The 15,663-nt window shown below is 71.8% G+C and carries 11 protein-coding genes; 1 reads left to right on the top strand and 10 read right to left on the bottom strand.

The genetic code is table 11. The features are described from left to right. Positions 1-54 precede the first annotated feature (54 nt). From secA to EDF27_RS17775, 8 genes are all read right to left on the bottom strand, one after another. Complete coding sequence (gene secA, locus EDF27_RS17810; protein ID WP_123702505.1) at positions 55-2,835, bottom strand: preprotein translocase subunit SecA; 2,781 nt, start codon at positions 2,833-2,835, stop codon at positions 55-57. A 159-nt stretch (positions 2,836-2,994) separates the two neighbouring features. Continuing rightward, the gene (gene raiA, locus EDF27_RS17805; protein WP_123702665.1) at positions 2,995-3,693 is read right to left on the bottom strand and encodes a ribosome-associated translation inhibitor RaiA; all 699 of its coding nucleotides are present in this window, start codon (positions 3,691-3,693) and stop codon (positions 2,995-2,997) included. A 267-nt stretch (positions 3,694-3,960) separates the two neighbouring features. After that, complete coding sequence (locus EDF27_RS17800) at positions 3,961-4,644, bottom strand: phosphoribosyltransferase family protein (protein ID WP_132050286.1); 684 nt, start codon at positions 4,642-4,644, stop codon at positions 3,961-3,963. Positions 4,645-4,786: 142 nt separating this feature from the next. Next, positions 4,787-6,475, bottom strand: coding sequence for an LpqB family beta-propeller domain-containing protein (locus EDF27_RS17795; protein ID WP_123702501.1), 1,689 nt, complete (start codon positions 6,473-6,475; stop codon positions 4,787-4,789). Beyond that, positions 6,472-8,133 (bottom strand): MtrAB system histidine kinase MtrB, encoded by a 1,662-nt coding sequence (gene mtrB / locus EDF27_RS17790; RefSeq protein WP_243698416.1) that lies wholly within the window; start codon positions 8,131-8,133, stop codon positions 6,472-6,474. The genes EDF27_RS17795 and mtrB overlap by 4 nt, the downstream gene beginning before the upstream one ends. A 5-nt stretch (positions 8,134-8,138) precedes the next feature. Further along, positions 8,139-8,813: an MtrAB system response regulator MtrA gene (gene mtrA / locus EDF27_RS17785; RefSeq protein ID WP_123656163.1), complete on the bottom strand. Its 675-nt coding sequence runs from the start codon at positions 8,811-8,813 to the stop codon at positions 8,139-8,141. A gap of 154 nt (positions 8,814-8,967) precedes the next feature. Further along, positions 8,968-10,446, bottom strand: a complete 1,479-nt coding sequence (gene ahcY, locus EDF27_RS17780) for an adenosylhomocysteinase (RefSeq protein ID WP_132050284.1) — start codon at positions 10,444-10,446, stop codon at positions 8,968-8,970. Between the two features lie 116 nt (positions 10,447-10,562). Continuing rightward, positions 10,563-10,784 carry a DUF3499 family protein gene (locus EDF27_RS17775; RefSeq protein ID WP_123702496.1) on the bottom strand — a complete coding sequence of 74 codons (222 nt, stop codon included), beginning with the start codon at positions 10,782-10,784 and terminating at the stop codon, positions 10,563-10,565. Between the two features lie 57 nt (positions 10,785-10,841). Here EDF27_RS17775 and EDF27_RS17770 point away from each other — a divergent pair, with 57 nt between their 5' ends. Continuing rightward, entirely contained in the window at positions 10,842-11,282 is a 441-nt protein-coding gene (locus EDF27_RS17770; RefSeq protein ID WP_123656161.1) for a metallopeptidase family protein, read from the top strand. Between the two features lie 65 nt (positions 11,283-11,347). Here the strand turns inward: EDF27_RS17770 and EDF27_RS17765 are convergent, their stop codons facing one another. Both EDF27_RS17765 and EDF27_RS17760 read right to left on the bottom strand, forming a co-directional pair. Continuing rightward, complete coding sequence (locus EDF27_RS17765) at positions 11,348-12,742, bottom strand: DUF5719 family protein (RefSeq protein ID WP_132050282.1); 1,395 nt, start codon at positions 12,740-12,742, stop codon at positions 11,348-11,350. Then, positions 12,739-15,591: a glycosyltransferase family 2 protein gene (locus EDF27_RS17760; protein ID WP_123656159.1), complete on the bottom strand. Its 2,853-nt coding sequence runs from the start codon at positions 15,589-15,591 to the stop codon at positions 12,739-12,741. The genes EDF27_RS17765 and EDF27_RS17760 overlap by 4 nt, the downstream gene beginning before the upstream one ends. Positions 15,592-15,663: the final 72 nt, after the last annotated feature.

The following is a 15,663-nucleotide window of genomic DNA, read 5'->3' as shown; positions in this document are numbered from 1 at the left end:
ACGGGAGGCCCGGTGCCAGCCGGCACCGGGCCTCCCGTCAGGAGCGTTGTCGCGTCAGCCCTTCTTGGCGGCCTGACGACGGTCGGCGCGGTTGGTCGCGGCGGCCTGGCCGGTCGCCGTGGCGGCCGAACCGAACGCGGACCCCTTCTCGGCAACCGCTGCCGCCTCTTCCTCGGCCTGCGCACGCTGCGCGAGCGCCGTCGCTGCCTGCTCGAGGCGACCGCGTTCGTCGCGGACCTCGACCTCACCGTCGATCGACGGTGCCGAGAACTCGAGACCGGCGACTTCTTCCTCGGCGAGGCCCTTCGCCTCGATCACGGCGTTCTCGCCGTCGGACTGGACCTGCACCTCGAGGTTGAACAGGAATCCGACCGACTCTTCGCGGATCTGCCCCATCATGTTCTGGAACAGGGCGTAGCCCTCGCGCTGGTACTCGACGAGCGGGTCGCGCTGGGCCATCGCACGGAGGCCGATGCCGTCCTTGAGGTAGTCCATCTCGTAGAGGTGGTCACGCCAGCGGCGGTCCACCACGGAGAGGACCACGCGACGCTCGAGCTCGCGCATCGCTTCGTCGCCGAGGGTCTCCTCGCGCTGCTGGTAGGCCAGCTTGGCGTCGGAGAGGATCTCGCGGCCGAGGAACTCCCGCGTCGCCTTGCCCTTCGAGCCGGCTTCGGTGATGACCTCGTCGATGGTGATCGAGATCGGGTAGAGCGTGCCGAGCTCGGTCCACATCGCGTCGAGGTCCCAGTCGTCCGGGGAGCCTTCGCCGGTGTGCGTGTCGATCACGTCGTCGATGACGCTCTTCAGGAACGACTGCGTGCGCTCATGGAGGTCGTCGCCTTCGAGGATGTGCCGGCGGTCGCTGTAGATCGCTTCGCGCTGGCGGTTCAGGACGTCGTCGTACTTGAGGACGTTCTTGCGGATCTCGGCGTTGCGGCCTTCGACCTGCGACTGTGCCGAACGGATCGCACGGCCGACGAGCTTGTTCTCGATGGCGAGGTCGTCCGGGACGTTCGAGCGGCCCATCAGGCTCTCGGCGGCACCGGAGTTGAACAGGCGCATCAGGTCGTCGGTGAGCGAGAGGTAGAACCGGCTCTCGCCCGGGTCGCCCTGACGGCCGGAACGACCGCGCAGCTGGTTGTCGATGCGGCGCGACTCGTGGCGCTCGGTGCCGAGCACGTAGAGACCGCCGGCGTCGCGGACCTTGTCGCCCTCTTCCTCGACGACGGCCTTCTGGCTGGCGAAGACCTCGTCCCAGGCGGCTTCGTACTCGTCCGGGGTCTCGGTCGGCGAGAGGCCCTTGGCGTGCATCTCCTGCACGGCGAGGAACTCCGCGTTGCCGCCGAGCATGATGTCGGTCCCGCGACCGGCCATGTTCGTCGCGACGGTCACGGCGCCGAGGCGACCGGCCTGGGCGACGATCGCAGCTTCACGTGCGTGGTTCTTCGCGTTGAGGACCTCGTGCTTGACGCCCTTCTTCGCGAGGAGCTTCGAGAGGTACTCCGACTTCTCGACGCTCGTGGTGCCGACGAGGACGGGCTGGCCCTTCTCGTGGCGCTCTTCGATGTCGTTGGCGACCTGCTCGAACTTCGCCTTCTCGTTCTTGTAGACGAGGTCGGTCTGGTCGAGGCGCTGCATCGGGCGGTTCGTCGGGATCGGGACCACGCCGAGCTTGTACGTCGACATGAACTCGGCCGCTTCGGTCTCCGCGGTACCGGTCATGCCGGAGAGCTTCTGGTACAGGCGGAAGTAGTTCTGCAGCGTGACGGTCGCGAGGGTCTGGTTCTCGGCCTTGACCTCGACGCCTTCCTTCGCCTCGATCGCCTGGTGGATGCCCTCGTTGTAGCGGCGGCCCATCAGGATGCGGCCGGTGTGCTCGTCGACGATGAGCACCTCGCCGTTCATCACGACGTAGTCCTTGTCGCGCTTGAACAGCGAGTCGGCCTTGATCGCGTTGTTCAGGAAGGAGATCAGCGGGGTGTTCGCGGACTCGTAGAGGTTGTCGATGCCGAGGTAGTCCTCGACCTTCTCGATGCCGGGCTCGAGGACACCGACGGTGCGCTTCTTCTCGTCGACCTCGAAGTCCTCGCCCGCGGTGAGGCGCTTGGCGATCGAGGCGAACTCGGTGAACCAGCGGTTCGCTTCGCCGGAGGAGGGGCCGGAGATGATCAGCGGCGTGCGGGCTTCGTCGATGAGGATCGAGTCGACCTCGTCCACGATCGCGAAGAAGTGTCCGCGCTGCACCATGTCGGCGGCCTGCCACGCCATGTTGTCGCGCAGGTAGTCGAACCCGAACTCGTTGTTCGTGCCGTAGGTGATGTCGGCGGCGTACTGCTCGCGACGCTCCGCCGGGGACTGGTTCGCGACGATGCAGCCCGTGGTCATGCCGAGCGCGCGGAAGACGCGGCCCATGAGCTCGGACTGGTACGACGCGAGGAAGTCGTTGACGGTGATGACGTGGACGCCGCGGGACGGGATGGCGTTGAGGTACGCGGCCGTCGTCGCGACGAGGGTCTTGCCTTCACCGGTCTTCATCTCGGCGATGTTGCCGAGGTGGAGCGCGGCGCCACCCATGAGCTGCACGTCGAAGTGCCGCATGCCGAGGGTGCGCTTCGCGGCTTCGCGAACGGCGGCGAACGCCTCGGGCAGGAGGTCGTCGAGGGTCTCGCCGTTGGCGTACCGCTCGCGGAGCTCCTTGGTCTCGTCCTGGAGTTCCTCGTCGGTGAGGGTCGAGAAGTCGTCCTCGAGGTCGTTGATCGCCGAGGCGTACGCCTTCAGCCGACGCAGGGTGCGTCCTTCGCCGATGCGGAGGACCTTCTCCAGCACGTTTGCCACGTGAACTCCTTACAGGTCGTCGCGCGCGGTCGGCGCGTCCGATCAGCCAGTCATGCTAGCAACCCGGTCGAACCTTGGGCTGTGAACACCGGCCCCGAACGCGGGTGTGCGCGGCCCGCGAACGGACCGCGCACCCCCGGTTCGGGTGGTCCCGGACGCTCAGGCGAGCGCCGCGGCCGGTTCCTGAGCGGCGTCGGAGTCGGCGGCAGCGGTGCCGTCGAGCCCGATGACCCCGTAGTCCCAGCCCTTCCGGCGGTAGACCACGCTCGGTCGGTGGGTCTCGGCGTCGACGAAGAGGTAGAAGTCGTGTCCGACGAGCTCCATGAAGTAGAGCGCATCGTCGACGGTCATCGGCGCTGCCTCGAACACCTTCTCCCGGATCACGACGGGCGAGTAGACCTCGTCCTCTTCCTCGTGCGGTTCCTCGTCGACGACCGTGACGGCACCGGTGGCGACGTCGTCGATGAGCTTGCCGTCGGCCGGGGTGACGTCCATGCCGTCGAAGGCCGTCCCCGCGGCTTCGGCCACCGAGGTCGGGCGGTGACGCCCACGGTGCACCTTCCTGCGGTCGCGCGCTCGGCGCAGCCGCTCCATGATCCGAGCGAACGCCAGGTCGAACGCGGCGTACTTGTCCGACGCCGCGGACTCCGCTCGGACGAGCGGCCCGGGACCGATCAGCGTCAGTTCGACCCGGTCCTCGCCCTGGTTGCTGCCGCTCTTCTCGTTGTGGCGGCTGATGCGCACCTCGAACGCGAGGGCGCGGTCGGCGAGCACGTCGATCTTGTCGGACTTCTGTTCGACGTAGGTGCGGAATCGGTCGGTGATCCCGACGTTCCGGCCCGTGATCGTCACGTCCATGGCGGCTCCCATCCAGACTCGGCGCGTCGCCTCCATCCGGCGATCGTCAACGCCTTGTCCCAGCGACGCTAGACCCGCCGGAGCACTCGCGTCACCGGTTCGCCGTGAGTCGTGCCGGACACCCACCGGATGCACAGAGGACACCGGGTGTTCACGCACGAGGTAACCCGGGCGGGTCGCGCCGCGCACTGGTAAGTCGCAGGCCCGCGTACGCGCGTACGCCACACCCGCGCACGCGCGTGCCGACACCCGCGCACCCGCGCACCGTCACGACTCGACGCTCGCCGTCGCGACGCAGCGCACGACCCGGCCACCGGCGGCACGGACGGCACGGACCGCCTCCGCCATGGTCACCCCGGTGGTGACGACGTCGTCGACGAGCACCACGTCACGCCCGGCGACCCCGACCGCCCGGAGCGTGCCGACCGTGGCGTCCACCGGCTCGAGCGCCGTCCGCTCCTTCTGCCCCGCGCCACGCGGCCGGGCACCGCGGAGTCCGACGCCGGGCGGCCCGGCAGCACGCTGCCGCCGCAGCCGCCCGGTCCGGCGGACGCCCCCGCGAGCGAGGAGCAGCACCACGGTGTCGAACCCGCGCCGCCGCCGCCCACGCGGTGACGGCGGCACCCGGAGCACGAGCGTGCCCGGCGGGGCGTCCGCCAGCGCCTGGCGCACCAGCGCCCCGGTCGGCCGCCCGAGCGGTGCCGCGACGTCCACCCGCCCGCGGAGCTTCAGTTCGAGCACCAGGGTACGGACCAGCCCCTCGTACTCGAAGGCCGCGTCGAGGCGGACACCCCCGACGAGCCGGACCCGACCCGGACGCCCGGCGAGGTCGGCGCGGCAGGAGTCGCACAGGGGCCGGTCGCGCGCACCGCAGCCGAGGCACGAGACGGGCAGGAACAGGGCGACGACGGCGAGGAACGCGTCGCGCCAGGGGTGTGGAGCGGTGGTCATGGGGCGATCCTCGCCGCGGGAGGCACCCGGCCGGGCGGATCGTGCGGAACGGTGGACGGGCCTCCCGGCCGGTGCTCCTGTGGAGGAGCGGACGGTCAGCGCCGAGCACCGACCGTCAGCACCCGGTGCCGAGCACCGACCGTCAGCGCTGCGTGCCGAGCACCGACGCCGTGACGCCGGTGCGGTCCCATCCGCCCCCGGTGGACTGCAGGACCTGCCCGTCGGCGGTCCGCAGGAGCAGCGTGCCCCCGCTGCCGCCGGCGATCTGCGTGGCCCGGCCGTCCGGCCGCTGCAGCACCGTCGACTGCCCGCCGATGGTGGAGCGGACGATGCTCGGACCGCTCGAGGTCTGCCCGAGGGACGCGACGTCGAGGTCGCTCACCCACGTCGCCCCGACCGCGGTGCCGGACGCCGCCTGCAGCCGCACCGGGGACCCGAGCGCCGTCGGTGTGCGGTCGGAGTCGCGGGTGATCGCCATCACGTACAGGGCGGGGCCGTCGTCTGTGTCGATGAGCGCGAGCGCCCGGGTGGAGTCGCGGGACACCTGGAACGACACGAGGTCGCCGTCCGGCAGCGTCGAGGACACCTGGTGCGGGTCGCCGCCGAGGCCGTACGCGGTGATCGCGCGCGTGTTCGTCGACTGCGCCGTCCACACGAAGCCCTGGTCGTCGATGGAGGGTGCGATGAGGTGGTCCCGCGCGTCGATGCGGAGCGGCTTCTTGCCGCTGCGGACCACGAAGACGCCGTCCGCGTCCCCGACCGCAGCGTCGGCACCGGACGCGCTCAGCGCGATCGACGTCGGGTCGAGCTTCGCGATCGCGTCACCGAGGCCGCTGCCGAGCTTCGCGACGTCGCCCGTGCCCGGTGCGGCGAAGCCGACGGCGCCGCCGTCCTCGACGAGGGGACGCGGGTCGACGTCAGGGTTGACGACGGCGCTGGTGCCGCTGGAGTCGGGCACCGAGAAGCTGGCGCCCTCGATGGTGAGCTCGACCGAGGAGATCGTCGCGACGGACGACAGCGACCGGGCGAGCTGCTCCCGCATCCGCACCTTGTCCACCGTGGTCGCCCGGAGCGCGTCGCTCGACAGGTCGACCTGCGCGCTGCCGTTGTCCACGGTGACGGCGTTCAGCGAGAGCTGCGTTCCCTCGGGGAACGAGGACACCACGGCGCCCTTCAACCAGTCGGCCGGTCCGGAGAGCAGCGCGCTGGCGATGCGGGTGCTCGTCGAGGAGCGAGCCAGGAACCAGCGCTCGTCGGGCACCAGGTAGCGGTACGTCGGGTCGTAGAAGTACAGCGCGTGCGCCTGGAACACCTGCTCGAAGCTCACCGGCGTGAGGATGACGCCGTCGGGCGCGTAGGCGATCCGCCACTCGCCGTCTTCCTTCACGAACTGGAAGGTCAGCGTCGAGGAGGTCGGGCGGACGGCCTGGGTGTACTCGCCGTCGGCGTCCACCGTGGCACTCGCGGTGAGCGTGTACGTGAGCTCCCGGGTGCCGGTGCGGTCGACCGCGCCGCTGCCCTGCCGGATCGTGACGCTCTGACGGGGGTTCCACTTCTGGGCGAAGGAGTCGCTGAGGAACTCCCGGGCGATCGCGTAGTTGTCCTGCGCACCGGTCGCGGCGTCGATGAACTGCCGGAGGATCGTGTCCTGGTCGGCGCCGGGCGTCGGGCTGTTCGGGCGGAAGTCGACGCCGGAGACCGATTCGTCCTTGAGGCTCTGGCCGTCACGGACGGGGCCTCCGGTCGGGATGGCGGCGCACCCGGCGAGCACCACGACCGCCACGGCGGCGAGGACGGCGGCGAGCGCGCGACGAGGACGTGTGCTGGTCATCGGGGGCCGCCTTCCCGGGGTCCGTCGTACGGTTCGTCGAGCTCCGGCAGCGGGATCGCCGACGTCGCCGTGGGCTCCTGGCCCTGCCGCGGCACGGTGAGCACGAAGGCCGAGCCCTCCCCCGGCCGGGACCACACGTCGATGCGGCCGCCGTGCAGGTTCGCGTCGCCGAGGCTGATCGCGAGTCCGAGCCCGGTCCCGCCGATGGTCCGCTTGCGGCTCGGGTCCGCGCGCCAGAACCGGTCGAACACCCTGGCGGCGTCCTCCGGCGGCATCCCGACCCCGTGGTCACGGACGGCGATCGCAACGGTCCGGGCGTCGCTGTCCACGACGACGTGCACGGGCTTGGCGTCCCCGTGCTCGATCGCGTTGCCGACGAGGTTCCGGAGGATGCGCCGGATCCGTCGGGCGTCGAGCTGCATGGTGGTGTGGCCGCCGGGGGTCGCGAGCCGCAGGTCGACGCCGAGGCGGTCGGCGAGCGGCCGGAACTCGTCGACGATGTCGGCGGTCAGTGACGCGGGCTGCACCGGCTCGGTCTCGAGCTCGACGGCCTGGGCGTCGTACCGGGAGATCTCCAGCAGGTCGGCGAGGAGCAGCTCGAACCGGTCGATCTGGTCGTGCAGGAGCTCAGCGGAGCGACCGACGGCGGGCTCGAAGGCGTGGCGGGCGTCGTAGAGGACGTCGCCGGCGAGGCGGATCGTGGTGAGCGGGGTCCGGAGCTCGTGCGAGACGTCGGACACGAAGCGCTGCTGCACTCGGGAGAGCTCGGCGAGCTGGGTGATCTGCCGGCTGACCGCGTCCGCCATGCCGTTGAAGCTCCGCGCGAGGGTGGCGACGTCGTCCTGTCCCTTGACGGGGATGCGTTCGTCGAGGCGTCCGGCCGCGATCTTCCGGCTGGTCTCGGCAGCACCGCGGATCGGCACCACGACGAGCCGGACCACGAGCGAGGTGACGAGGGCGATGAGCACGATGAGTGCGACACCGCCGATGGAGAGCGTCTGCGACACGAAGTCGAGGGTCTGCTGCGCGTCGGCGAGGTCGTAGACCAGGTAGAGCTCGTACTGGCCGGCGCTCGGGATCTGCAGCGTCGACCCGACTGCGAGGCCCGGTTCGCTCCGGCCCTCGTCCTCGAGCCGGACCGCCTGCAGGCTGAGGTTCCCGGAGTTCTTCCCGACGGCCTTCCGCAGTGAGTCGGTGATCACCGCGTCCGGGAAGTCCTGGCTCGCGATGTTCTGCAGCGTCTGCGCCGTCGACTGGTTCGGGGACCGCTCGATCGCGATGCTCGTGCCACCCGGGCTCGTCGTGTTCGACAGGATCGCCCGCTGCGCCTCGTTCTGCAGGGTCTCCAGCTCGGACTGGTTGTTGTCCTCCGCGGCGGTGGCCGCGTCGAAGATCCCCTGCGCGACGTTCGTCGCACGCGCCGACTCCGCCTCGATCTGGTCGCGGCGCTGCGCGTACACGTTGCTCGAGATGCTCAGCATCACCGCGGTGCCGATGATGGCGACCGCGAGTCCGGTGGTGGTGACGGTGATCGCCACCGACCGGAACATCAGCGACCGGCGCCACAGGTACGCGATGCCCCGCCAGCCCCGCCGTGCCCAGGTGCGCAGGCGGCGGCGCGCCCGACCGAAGGACGTCAGGCCGGACGATGCGGGCACGGTGCTCAGGCTCCCCCGGCGCGGTAGCCGACGCCGCGGACGGTGGTCACGATCCGCGGGTTGTCCGGGTCGTGCTCGATCTTCGCGCGGAGCCGCTGGACGTGCACGTTCACCAGGCGGGTGTCCGCCTTGTAGTGGTAGCCCCAGACCTGCTCGAGGAGCATCTCGCGCGTGAACACCTGGTTCGGCTTCTCGGCGAGGGCGCGGAGCAGGTCGAACTCGAGCGGCGTCAGCGCGATGACGGCCTCGTCGCGGCGGACCTCGTGCCCGGGCACGTCGACCGTGAGGTCACCGACGTGCAGGACGGCCGCGTCGGAGGCGGTCGGGCGCAGCCGGGTGCGGATGCGTGCGACGAGCTCCTTCGGGTTGAACGGCTTCACGACGTAGTCGTCGGCGCCGTTCTCCAGGCCCGCGACGACGTCCGAGGTGTCGCCCTTCGCGGTGAGCATGATGATCGGCGTGCCGCTCTCCGCGCGGATGCGCCGGCAGACCTCGATGCCGTCGATGCCGGGGAGCATCACGTCGAGGAGCACCAGGTCGGGCTTCGTCGCGTGGAAGGCGTCGACGGCGTCGTTGCCGTCGCCGCTGAACTCCGGCTCGTAGCCCTCGGCGCGGAGGACGATGCCGATCATCTCGGCGAGGGCCTGGTCGTCGTCGACGACGAGGATGCGCGGTGTCATGTGATGTGGACTCCGGGTGGCGTGCGGTGGTGCCGGGCAGGCACCTCTCGTTCACAGTAGCCGAGGGCCTGCCCGAACACCGCGCGCAGCGCGCACTCGCGAGCGCGCGGCGCGGGCAGCGCACAACGCGCGCGAGCGCGCAGCGCGGCCGGGGTCAGTACCGGTAGTGGTCCGGCTTGAACGGCCCCTCGACCGGCACGCCGATGTACGCGGCCTGCTCCGGGCGGAGCGTGGTCAGCCGCACCCCGAGCGCGTCGAGGTGCAGGCGCGCCACCTTCTCGTCGAGGTGCTTCGGCAGGACGTACACCCCGGTCGGGTACGCGTCGTGCCGGGTCCAGAGCTCGATCTGCGCCAGGACCTGGTTCGTGAACGAGTTGCTCATCACGAAGGACGGGTGCCCGGTCGCGTTGCCGAGGTTCATCAGGCGCCCCTCGCTGAGCACCAGGATCGACCGGCCGGTGGGCAGGCGCCACTCGTGCACCTGCGGCTTGATCTCGATCTTCTCCGCGCCCGGCAGGGACTCGAGCCCGGCCATGTCGATCTCGTTGTCGAAGTGCCCGACGTTCGCGACGATCGCCAGGTGCTTGAGGCCGAGCATGTCGTCGACGCCGACGACGCCGAGGTTGCCCGTGCAGGTCACGACGATGTCGACCTCGCCGATGACGTCCGAGAGCCGTGCGACCTGGTAGCCGTCCATCGACGCCTGCAGCGCGCAGATCGGGTCCACCTCGCTGACGATGACACGGGCGCCCTGGCCACGCAGCGCCTCTGCCGCGCCCTTGCCGACGTCGCCGTAGCCGACGACGAACACGACCTTGCCGCCGATCAGGACGTCGGTGGCGCGGTTGAGGCCGTCGGGCAGCGAGTGCCGGATGCCGTACTTGTTGTCGAACTTCGACTTCGTGACGGAGTCGTTGACGTTGATCGCGGGGAACTTCAGTTCACCGGTGCGAGCGAGTTCGTACAGGCGGTGGACGCCAGTGGTGGTCTCCTCGGTCACGCCCTGGATGTCCGCTGCGATGCGGGTCCAGCGGTCCGAGGACTCCGTCAGCGAGGCCGCGATCGTGTCGAGCACGATCCGGTACTCGGCGCTGGCGTCCGGGCCGGCGTCCGGCACCCGGCCGGCCGCTTCGGCGTCCGCGCCGGTGTGCACGAGCATGGTGGCGTCGCCGCCGTCGTCGAGGATCAGGTTCGGGCCGGCCCAGTCAGCCCCGGCTTCGGCTGCTTCGGCGCTCCAGTCGAAGATCCGGTTGGTGCACCACCAGTAGTCCTCGAGCGTCTCGCCCTTCCACGCGAACACCGGGACGCCGGCGGGGGCGTCCGGGGTGCCGGTCGGGCCGACCGCGATCGCCGCGGCGGCTTCGTCCTGCGTGGAGAAGATGTTGCAGCTGGCCCAGCGGACCTGCGCGCCGAGCGCCGTCAGCGTCTCGATGAGGACGGCCGTCTGCACCGTCATGTGCAGCGACCCGGCGATGCGCGCACCGGCGAGGGGCTGCGACGCACCGAACTCCTCACGCAGGGCCATGAGGCCCGGCATCTCGTTCTCGGCGAGGCGGATCTGGTGACGACCGGCCTCGGCGAGGCCGAGGTCGGCCACGCGGAATTCTGCTGCGGCCTGGGTTTCGGTGGGCATGGGTCAAGTCTCCCACGGTGACCGTGAGGGACGTCACGGACGCGGGTCGCGCCTCCAGACCGGCCGGGAGGCTCGGACCACCCGGGTGGGCCGGCCTGCGCGGGCGGGTGGTCGACTCAGTCGACCGCGCGCTCCTCGCGGAGCGGCTCACGGCGGATGACCTGCCAGCCCTGCGGGACCCGCAGGCGGGCGGCGTGCCGGGCGCAGAGGTCGTACCCGTGCGGTTCGACCCGGGTGGAGAGCGGTCCGACGACCACCATCGAGTCCCCGTAGTCGTACGTCAGCGTCGCCGAGGCGCTCGCCCCGCAGGCGACCTTGCTGCAGATCCGCACGTCCATACCGATGTCGACCCTACCGAACCCGTCCGTGTCCGTGCCGCCGCGTACGATGTGGGGATGCGCCGAAAGCCCCGACTCGTCACCCCGGTCGACCGCGCCCGGGGGCGCTCCCGGCACGGCCGCGGGTACCGCTCGAGCATCACCGGACCCGACCTCGCCCCGATCATCACCCGGGCAGAAGCGTTCGACCGCATCGTCGGCGACACCGCGCACTACCTGCTCGGCCTCTGGCCGGACGAACTGCACGGCGTCGTGTTCCAGGTCGCGGACATGCCGACCGACCCGACGCTGCCGGACCGGATGCCGCGCTGGCGCGTCGAGCACGACGCCCGCCGGGTGACCGTCTTCCGGATCCCGGTCGAGCGCGTCACACGCTCCCCGGAGAAGGACGACACCGACCGGCGGGTGATCGTCGAGACCGCCGTGTTCCGCGCGGTGGCCGAGCTCATCGACAAGGACCCGTGGGACCTGGCGCCCGACCGCTACCGGCACTGGTGAGTGCCGGAGGCCGCGTCCGGGGTGGACGCGCACCGGCGCGTCAGGGGTAGACGCGCACCGCCGCGTCAGGGGTAGACGCGCACCGGGGTGGAGACCTCGGTCGACGCGCGGATCGGGAACCCGGCGACGCCGTCCTGTCCCGCGTACGTGACCCCGGCGACGAGTCCCTTCGCACCGGTGATCGTGAGCTGTCGGCTGTAGGCCACGCCCACCGTCTCGGTCGATCCGCTCGGGACCTGCACCGTGGACCGGTCGTCGCCGGAGCGGATCACCACGGAGGCGTCCTCGGTCGTCGGGTTGACGATGTTGAGCAACCCGCCGTCGCCGGGGGCGACCGCCGTCGTGGTGGTCGCGCCGAGCGGCTCTGCGGACGCGAACCAGCCGAGGTCGGTCTGCTCACCGTCGGTGGTCGTCGTGGTGCGGGCGCCGGCGACGACCGGGACGGTCGAGCTGACCGTGAACGAGTAGCGCCCGTCCGGGAAGTCGTCGAGCGCCACGTCGGTGACCACGCCGGGTTCGGCGGTGGTGTTCACCGTGGTGCCGCCCCCGTCCGCGGTGGTGATGCCGAGCGTGACCCTGGCGGCCGTCGTGCCGGGGACGAAGAGCCGCACGATCGGGGCGGCGTCGGCGGTGTCGTCGCCGCGCTGCGCGTCCTCGGCGCCGCGGAGGACGACACCGGGGATGACCTGGCTCCGCGCGGGAGCAGCGCCGCCGGAGACGATGTCGAACCCGCCGGGGGTCAGCGTCCGGACGACGGTCTCCTGCATGTGGGCGACGATCTGCCCGCCGGAGGACGCCACGTGCACGACGGTCGAGCCCTGGTCGGAGACGAAGCCGGAGAGCGGCACGACCTTCTGCGAGTTCGGCGCGACGACGATGCCGGTGGTGCCGGGCGCGCTGACCGTGCCGGTGGCGTCGTAGATCGTCAGGTCGACGGTCGCGTTGACGTCGGTCGGGTTCGCGAGGGTGATGAGGCTCGTCCGCCCGGTCTCGGTCGAGCCGCCGACGAGCCAGGTCGACTGGGTCGGGTCGTCGCAGGACGCGGCCGCGACGCCGACGAGGTCCCCGCTCGACACGCTCTGGTAGCTCGACCCCGCGACCTGCGGCGTGGTCTTCCCCGCCGGGGCCGTGAGGAGGGTCGGGTCGCTGCTGCCGGTCGACGATGCGGCGAGGTCGGACCGCTCGACGGTCCGGCCGGTCGTCGCGGTGGCGACCGTGGCGGTGCCGACGGTGCTCGCGGTCGTCGCGTCGTTGCCGGCGTCGTCGGAGAGCCGCAGCGCACTGCCGGCGCAGACGCGCTCGGCGTCGGCGGCGACCGGGGTGACGGTGCGGCCGGCCGGCTGCCCGGGGGCCTCCGTCGTGCCGATGGCGTTCGCGGCGGCGATGGTGCCGGCCGCGACGACCACGGCGATCGCGGTCGCGGTGCCGCGCAGGATCCAGCGGCGAGCGGGGGTGGTCATTCGTCGCGCTCCTCGTCGAAGGTGGTCGCCGGTTCGTCGGCCTCGAGCACGTTCGAGGTCGCCCGACGGCGGCGCGGTGCGGTGGGGACGGCGAGGAGCGCAGCTGCGCCGAACACCACGCCGAGGACCACGAGGTAGAGCGCGTGGGTCGCCTTCGCGGCAGCCGAGCCGGTCCCGGTGCGGTCGACGTCGCCCTCGTAGTGGAACAGCGACCCGGTGGTGGTCTCGCCGATGCTCGTGAACAGCGCGTTCTGGCCGATGGCCCCTGCTGCACGGTCGTGGACCTGCTGGGCGAGGTCGTCCTCCGGGGCGTCGTCGAGCAGCACGAAGCTGATCCCGAGCTCCTTGAGCGCCGGCCTCGGGTCGTAGCCGCTGCGGCTCGCGAGGTTGCCCGCGAGCGTCGCCAGGCGGGAGCCGGCGGGGCTCAGGGAGAGTGCGGTGGCGTCGAGCGTCGACTGGTCGTCGAGCGTCGAGCCCTGCCCGCGTTCGAGCGACACCGCGAGGGATCCGTCGGTCTGCGGGTCGACCACGAGCGTGCCGACGTCGGGGTTCGCCTGCGCCTCGGCGTTCACGTACGCGCTGAGGACCCGTCCGGTGGTCGGTTCGATGACCGCGTTGCCGAGGTAGAACGCGGCGAAGGCCGGTGCGACCGCGACGCCGGCGAACACCGTCGCGACGAGACCGACGACGGGCGCCTGGCGCGGCACCGTGTCGATGCCGATGCAGGCGGCCACGACGATCGCGAACCAGTACACGCTCAGCCCGCTGCCCGGCCAGACGATCGTGGTCGTCGCGCCGACACCGGTCACGGTGAGGTGCGTGGCACCGAACGCGGTGGCGAACCCGAGCAGCGCGGCGATCAGGGCGAACCCGGCGACCGACCAGCGGTGTCCGAGCATCGACCCGATGGCGGTCGCGGCGATCGGGAGCGCCAGGACCGCCAGGGCGATCGGCAGCGCGGCGACGACGACGTCGAGCGGCGTGCTGACCGGCAGCCAGCCGTTCCAGTCGGGCAGGGGCTGGCCGATGGCGAGCTGCAGCGCGGAGGGTGCACGGGTGGCGGAGGGGACGCCCGGGTCGGCGAAGACCGCGAGCGGGTTGCCCCTGGCGACCTGCGCGAGCACGAGCGGCACGAAGAGGACCGCGGCGGGCACCGGGATGAACACCCGGCGGTGGGCGTGCCGCCAGCCGACGGCCAGCGCGACGAGCCACCCGACGAGCAGGACCGGCAGGAGCGACGGCGCGGACGCGGCGACCCCGGCGAAGAGCAGCGACGCACCGGAGGCCGAGGCCCACGAGCGGTGCGCCTCGAGCACCGTGAGGAACAACCAGGGCAGGAGCACGTGCGCGATGACCGCGCCGAGGTGCCCGGTCGTGACACCGCCGACGAGCGCCGGGGCGATCGTGTAGAGCGCCGCGCCGATCACCGGCACCCAGGTGCGGGTCGTCAGCTTCCGGACGACGAACCAGGCGCCGAGCGCCGACACCGGGAACGAGAGGAGCACCACGATGACCACCGCGGTCGACGGGGACCAGAACGTGATCGACCCGAGGACGGCGAGGACCGCGGCGAAGGGGTCGCTCGGGCCGGTGAAGCCGGTACCGAGCGTGTGCCAGCCGTAGCCGACGTTCTGCCACAGCTGCGACACGGTGGTCGACAGGGGCAGCAGCCCGCCGCCGGTCAGCGCGGGCGAGCCGAGCAGCGGGAAGAGCGTGACGACGCTGAGGAGCGCCGCCGCGAGCACGACCCAGATGCCGCCGTCCCCGAGGAAGGACGCGCGGGCGACCGGGGCGTCCTCGACCCGGGCGAGCTCGACGTCGCGGGAGGTGGTCCGGTGCTCGTGGACCCGCCGCCAGCTGACGCGCAGGGGTTCGACGGCGGCCCAGCCGAGCTGCTTCGTGCGGGCGAGGGACTTCCGCGAGCGTCCGGCTCCACCGCCGAAGGCGACGGCGAACGCGGCGGCGAGCTCCCCGGACACGGCGGCGGGGTGCTTCGCGACGAGGTGCCCGATGGCCCGGCCGATCGCGAAGGGCACGAGTGTCAGCCAGTGGATCCAGAGGACCCCGGCCGGCGCGTACGTCATCCGGCGGTGCAGCTGGGCCTGGCGGTGCAGGCGGACACGACGACCCTCGGAGACGCGCTTGCGGCCGAACTCCTCGATCGGGCCGGCGCTCGTCGCGCGAGCGTCCGGGACGACGGCGACACGGTGGCCGGCGAGACGGACGCGCACGCAGAAGTCGAGTGCGGCGTCGACGTCCGGCAGGGCCTGGTCGAACCCGCCGAGGGCGACCCAGACCGAACGACGGACGAGCATCCCACCGGCGGCGACCGCCAGGACGTCGGTGTGCCGGTCGTGCTGGCCCTGGTCGAGCTCGTCCTGCACGAGGGTCAGGGAGCGGCCGAAGCGGGTCATGCTCTCGCCGAACGCGCGGATGCGCGCCGGGTCGGTGTCGGACACGAGCTTCGGGCCGGCAACCGCGACGGACGGGGCGATCTCGACGGCGGCGAGCATCTCGGCCAGCGCGGTCGGGGCCGGGGCGTTGTCGTGGCCGACGAGCCAGAGCCACTCGTCCACGGCCTCGTCGGACTCGGGGTGCGGCGCGGCCTTCTCGCCGACGGCGACGGCGTCGCCGAACGAGCGGCCCGCCGGGATGCGGGTCAGCTGGGCGGATCCCCCGAACTCCAGCTGGGCGGTCGACCCGTCGGTGGAACCGACGTCGACGACGACCAGGTTCTCGGGGTGGCGGGTCTGGTTCGCGAGGGCGGCCAGCGTCCGGTCGAGGTGGTCCGCCCCGTTCGCAACGACGAGGATCGCGGTGACACGGGGCTGAGCGGAACTGGGCTGCATGACGGGCGTCACTCTACGGTCTGGAGGCCCGGCAGCAGTCCGACGGATCGGCGTGCCGTGAACCTGTGGCCG

The organism is Curtobacterium sp. PhB136 (genome assembly GCF_004346855.1).
GTDB lineage: Bacteria > Actinomycetota > Actinomycetes > Actinomycetales > Microbacteriaceae > Curtobacterium.
Note: the sequence above shows the minus strand (reverse complement) of the source record. Positions and strands in the feature narration are given on the sequence as shown.

Excerpts from the sequence above, each read along its gene's own strand:
- mtrA (WP_123656163.1), bottom strand. The coding sequence starts at position 8,813 with ATGACACCGCGCATCCTCGTCGTCGACGACGACCAGGCCCTCGCCGAG.
- EDF27_RS17800 (WP_132050286.1), bottom strand. The coding sequence starts at position 4,644 with ATGACCACCGCTCCACACCCCTGGCGCGACGCGTTCCTCGCCGTCGTC.
- raiA (WP_123702665.1), bottom strand. The coding sequence starts at position 3,693 with ATGGACGTGACGATCACGGGCCGGAACGTCGGGATCACCGACCGATTC.
- EDF27_RS17765 (WP_132050282.1), bottom strand. The coding sequence starts at position 12,742 with ATGACCACCCCCGCTCGCCGCTGGATCCTGCGCGGCACCGCGACCGCG.
- EDF27_RS17770 (WP_123656161.1), top strand. The coding sequence starts at position 10,842 with ATGCGCCGAAAGCCCCGACTCGTCACCCCGGTCGACCGCGCCCGGGGG.
- ahcY (WP_132050284.1), bottom strand. The coding sequence starts at position 10,446 with ATGCCCACCGAAACCCAGGCCGCAGCAGAATTCCGCGTGGCCGACCTC.
- EDF27_RS17760 (WP_123656159.1), bottom strand. The coding sequence starts at position 15,591 with ATGCAGCCCAGTTCCGCTCAGCCCCGTGTCACCGCGATCCTCGTCGTT.
- EDF27_RS17775 (WP_123702496.1), bottom strand. The coding sequence starts at position 10,784 with ATGGACGTGCGGATCTGCAGCAAGGTCGCCTGCGGGGCGAGCGCCTCG.
- EDF27_RS17795 (WP_123702501.1), bottom strand. The coding sequence starts at position 6,475 with ATGACCAGCACACGTCCTCGTCGCGCGCTCGCCGCCGTCCTCGCCGCC.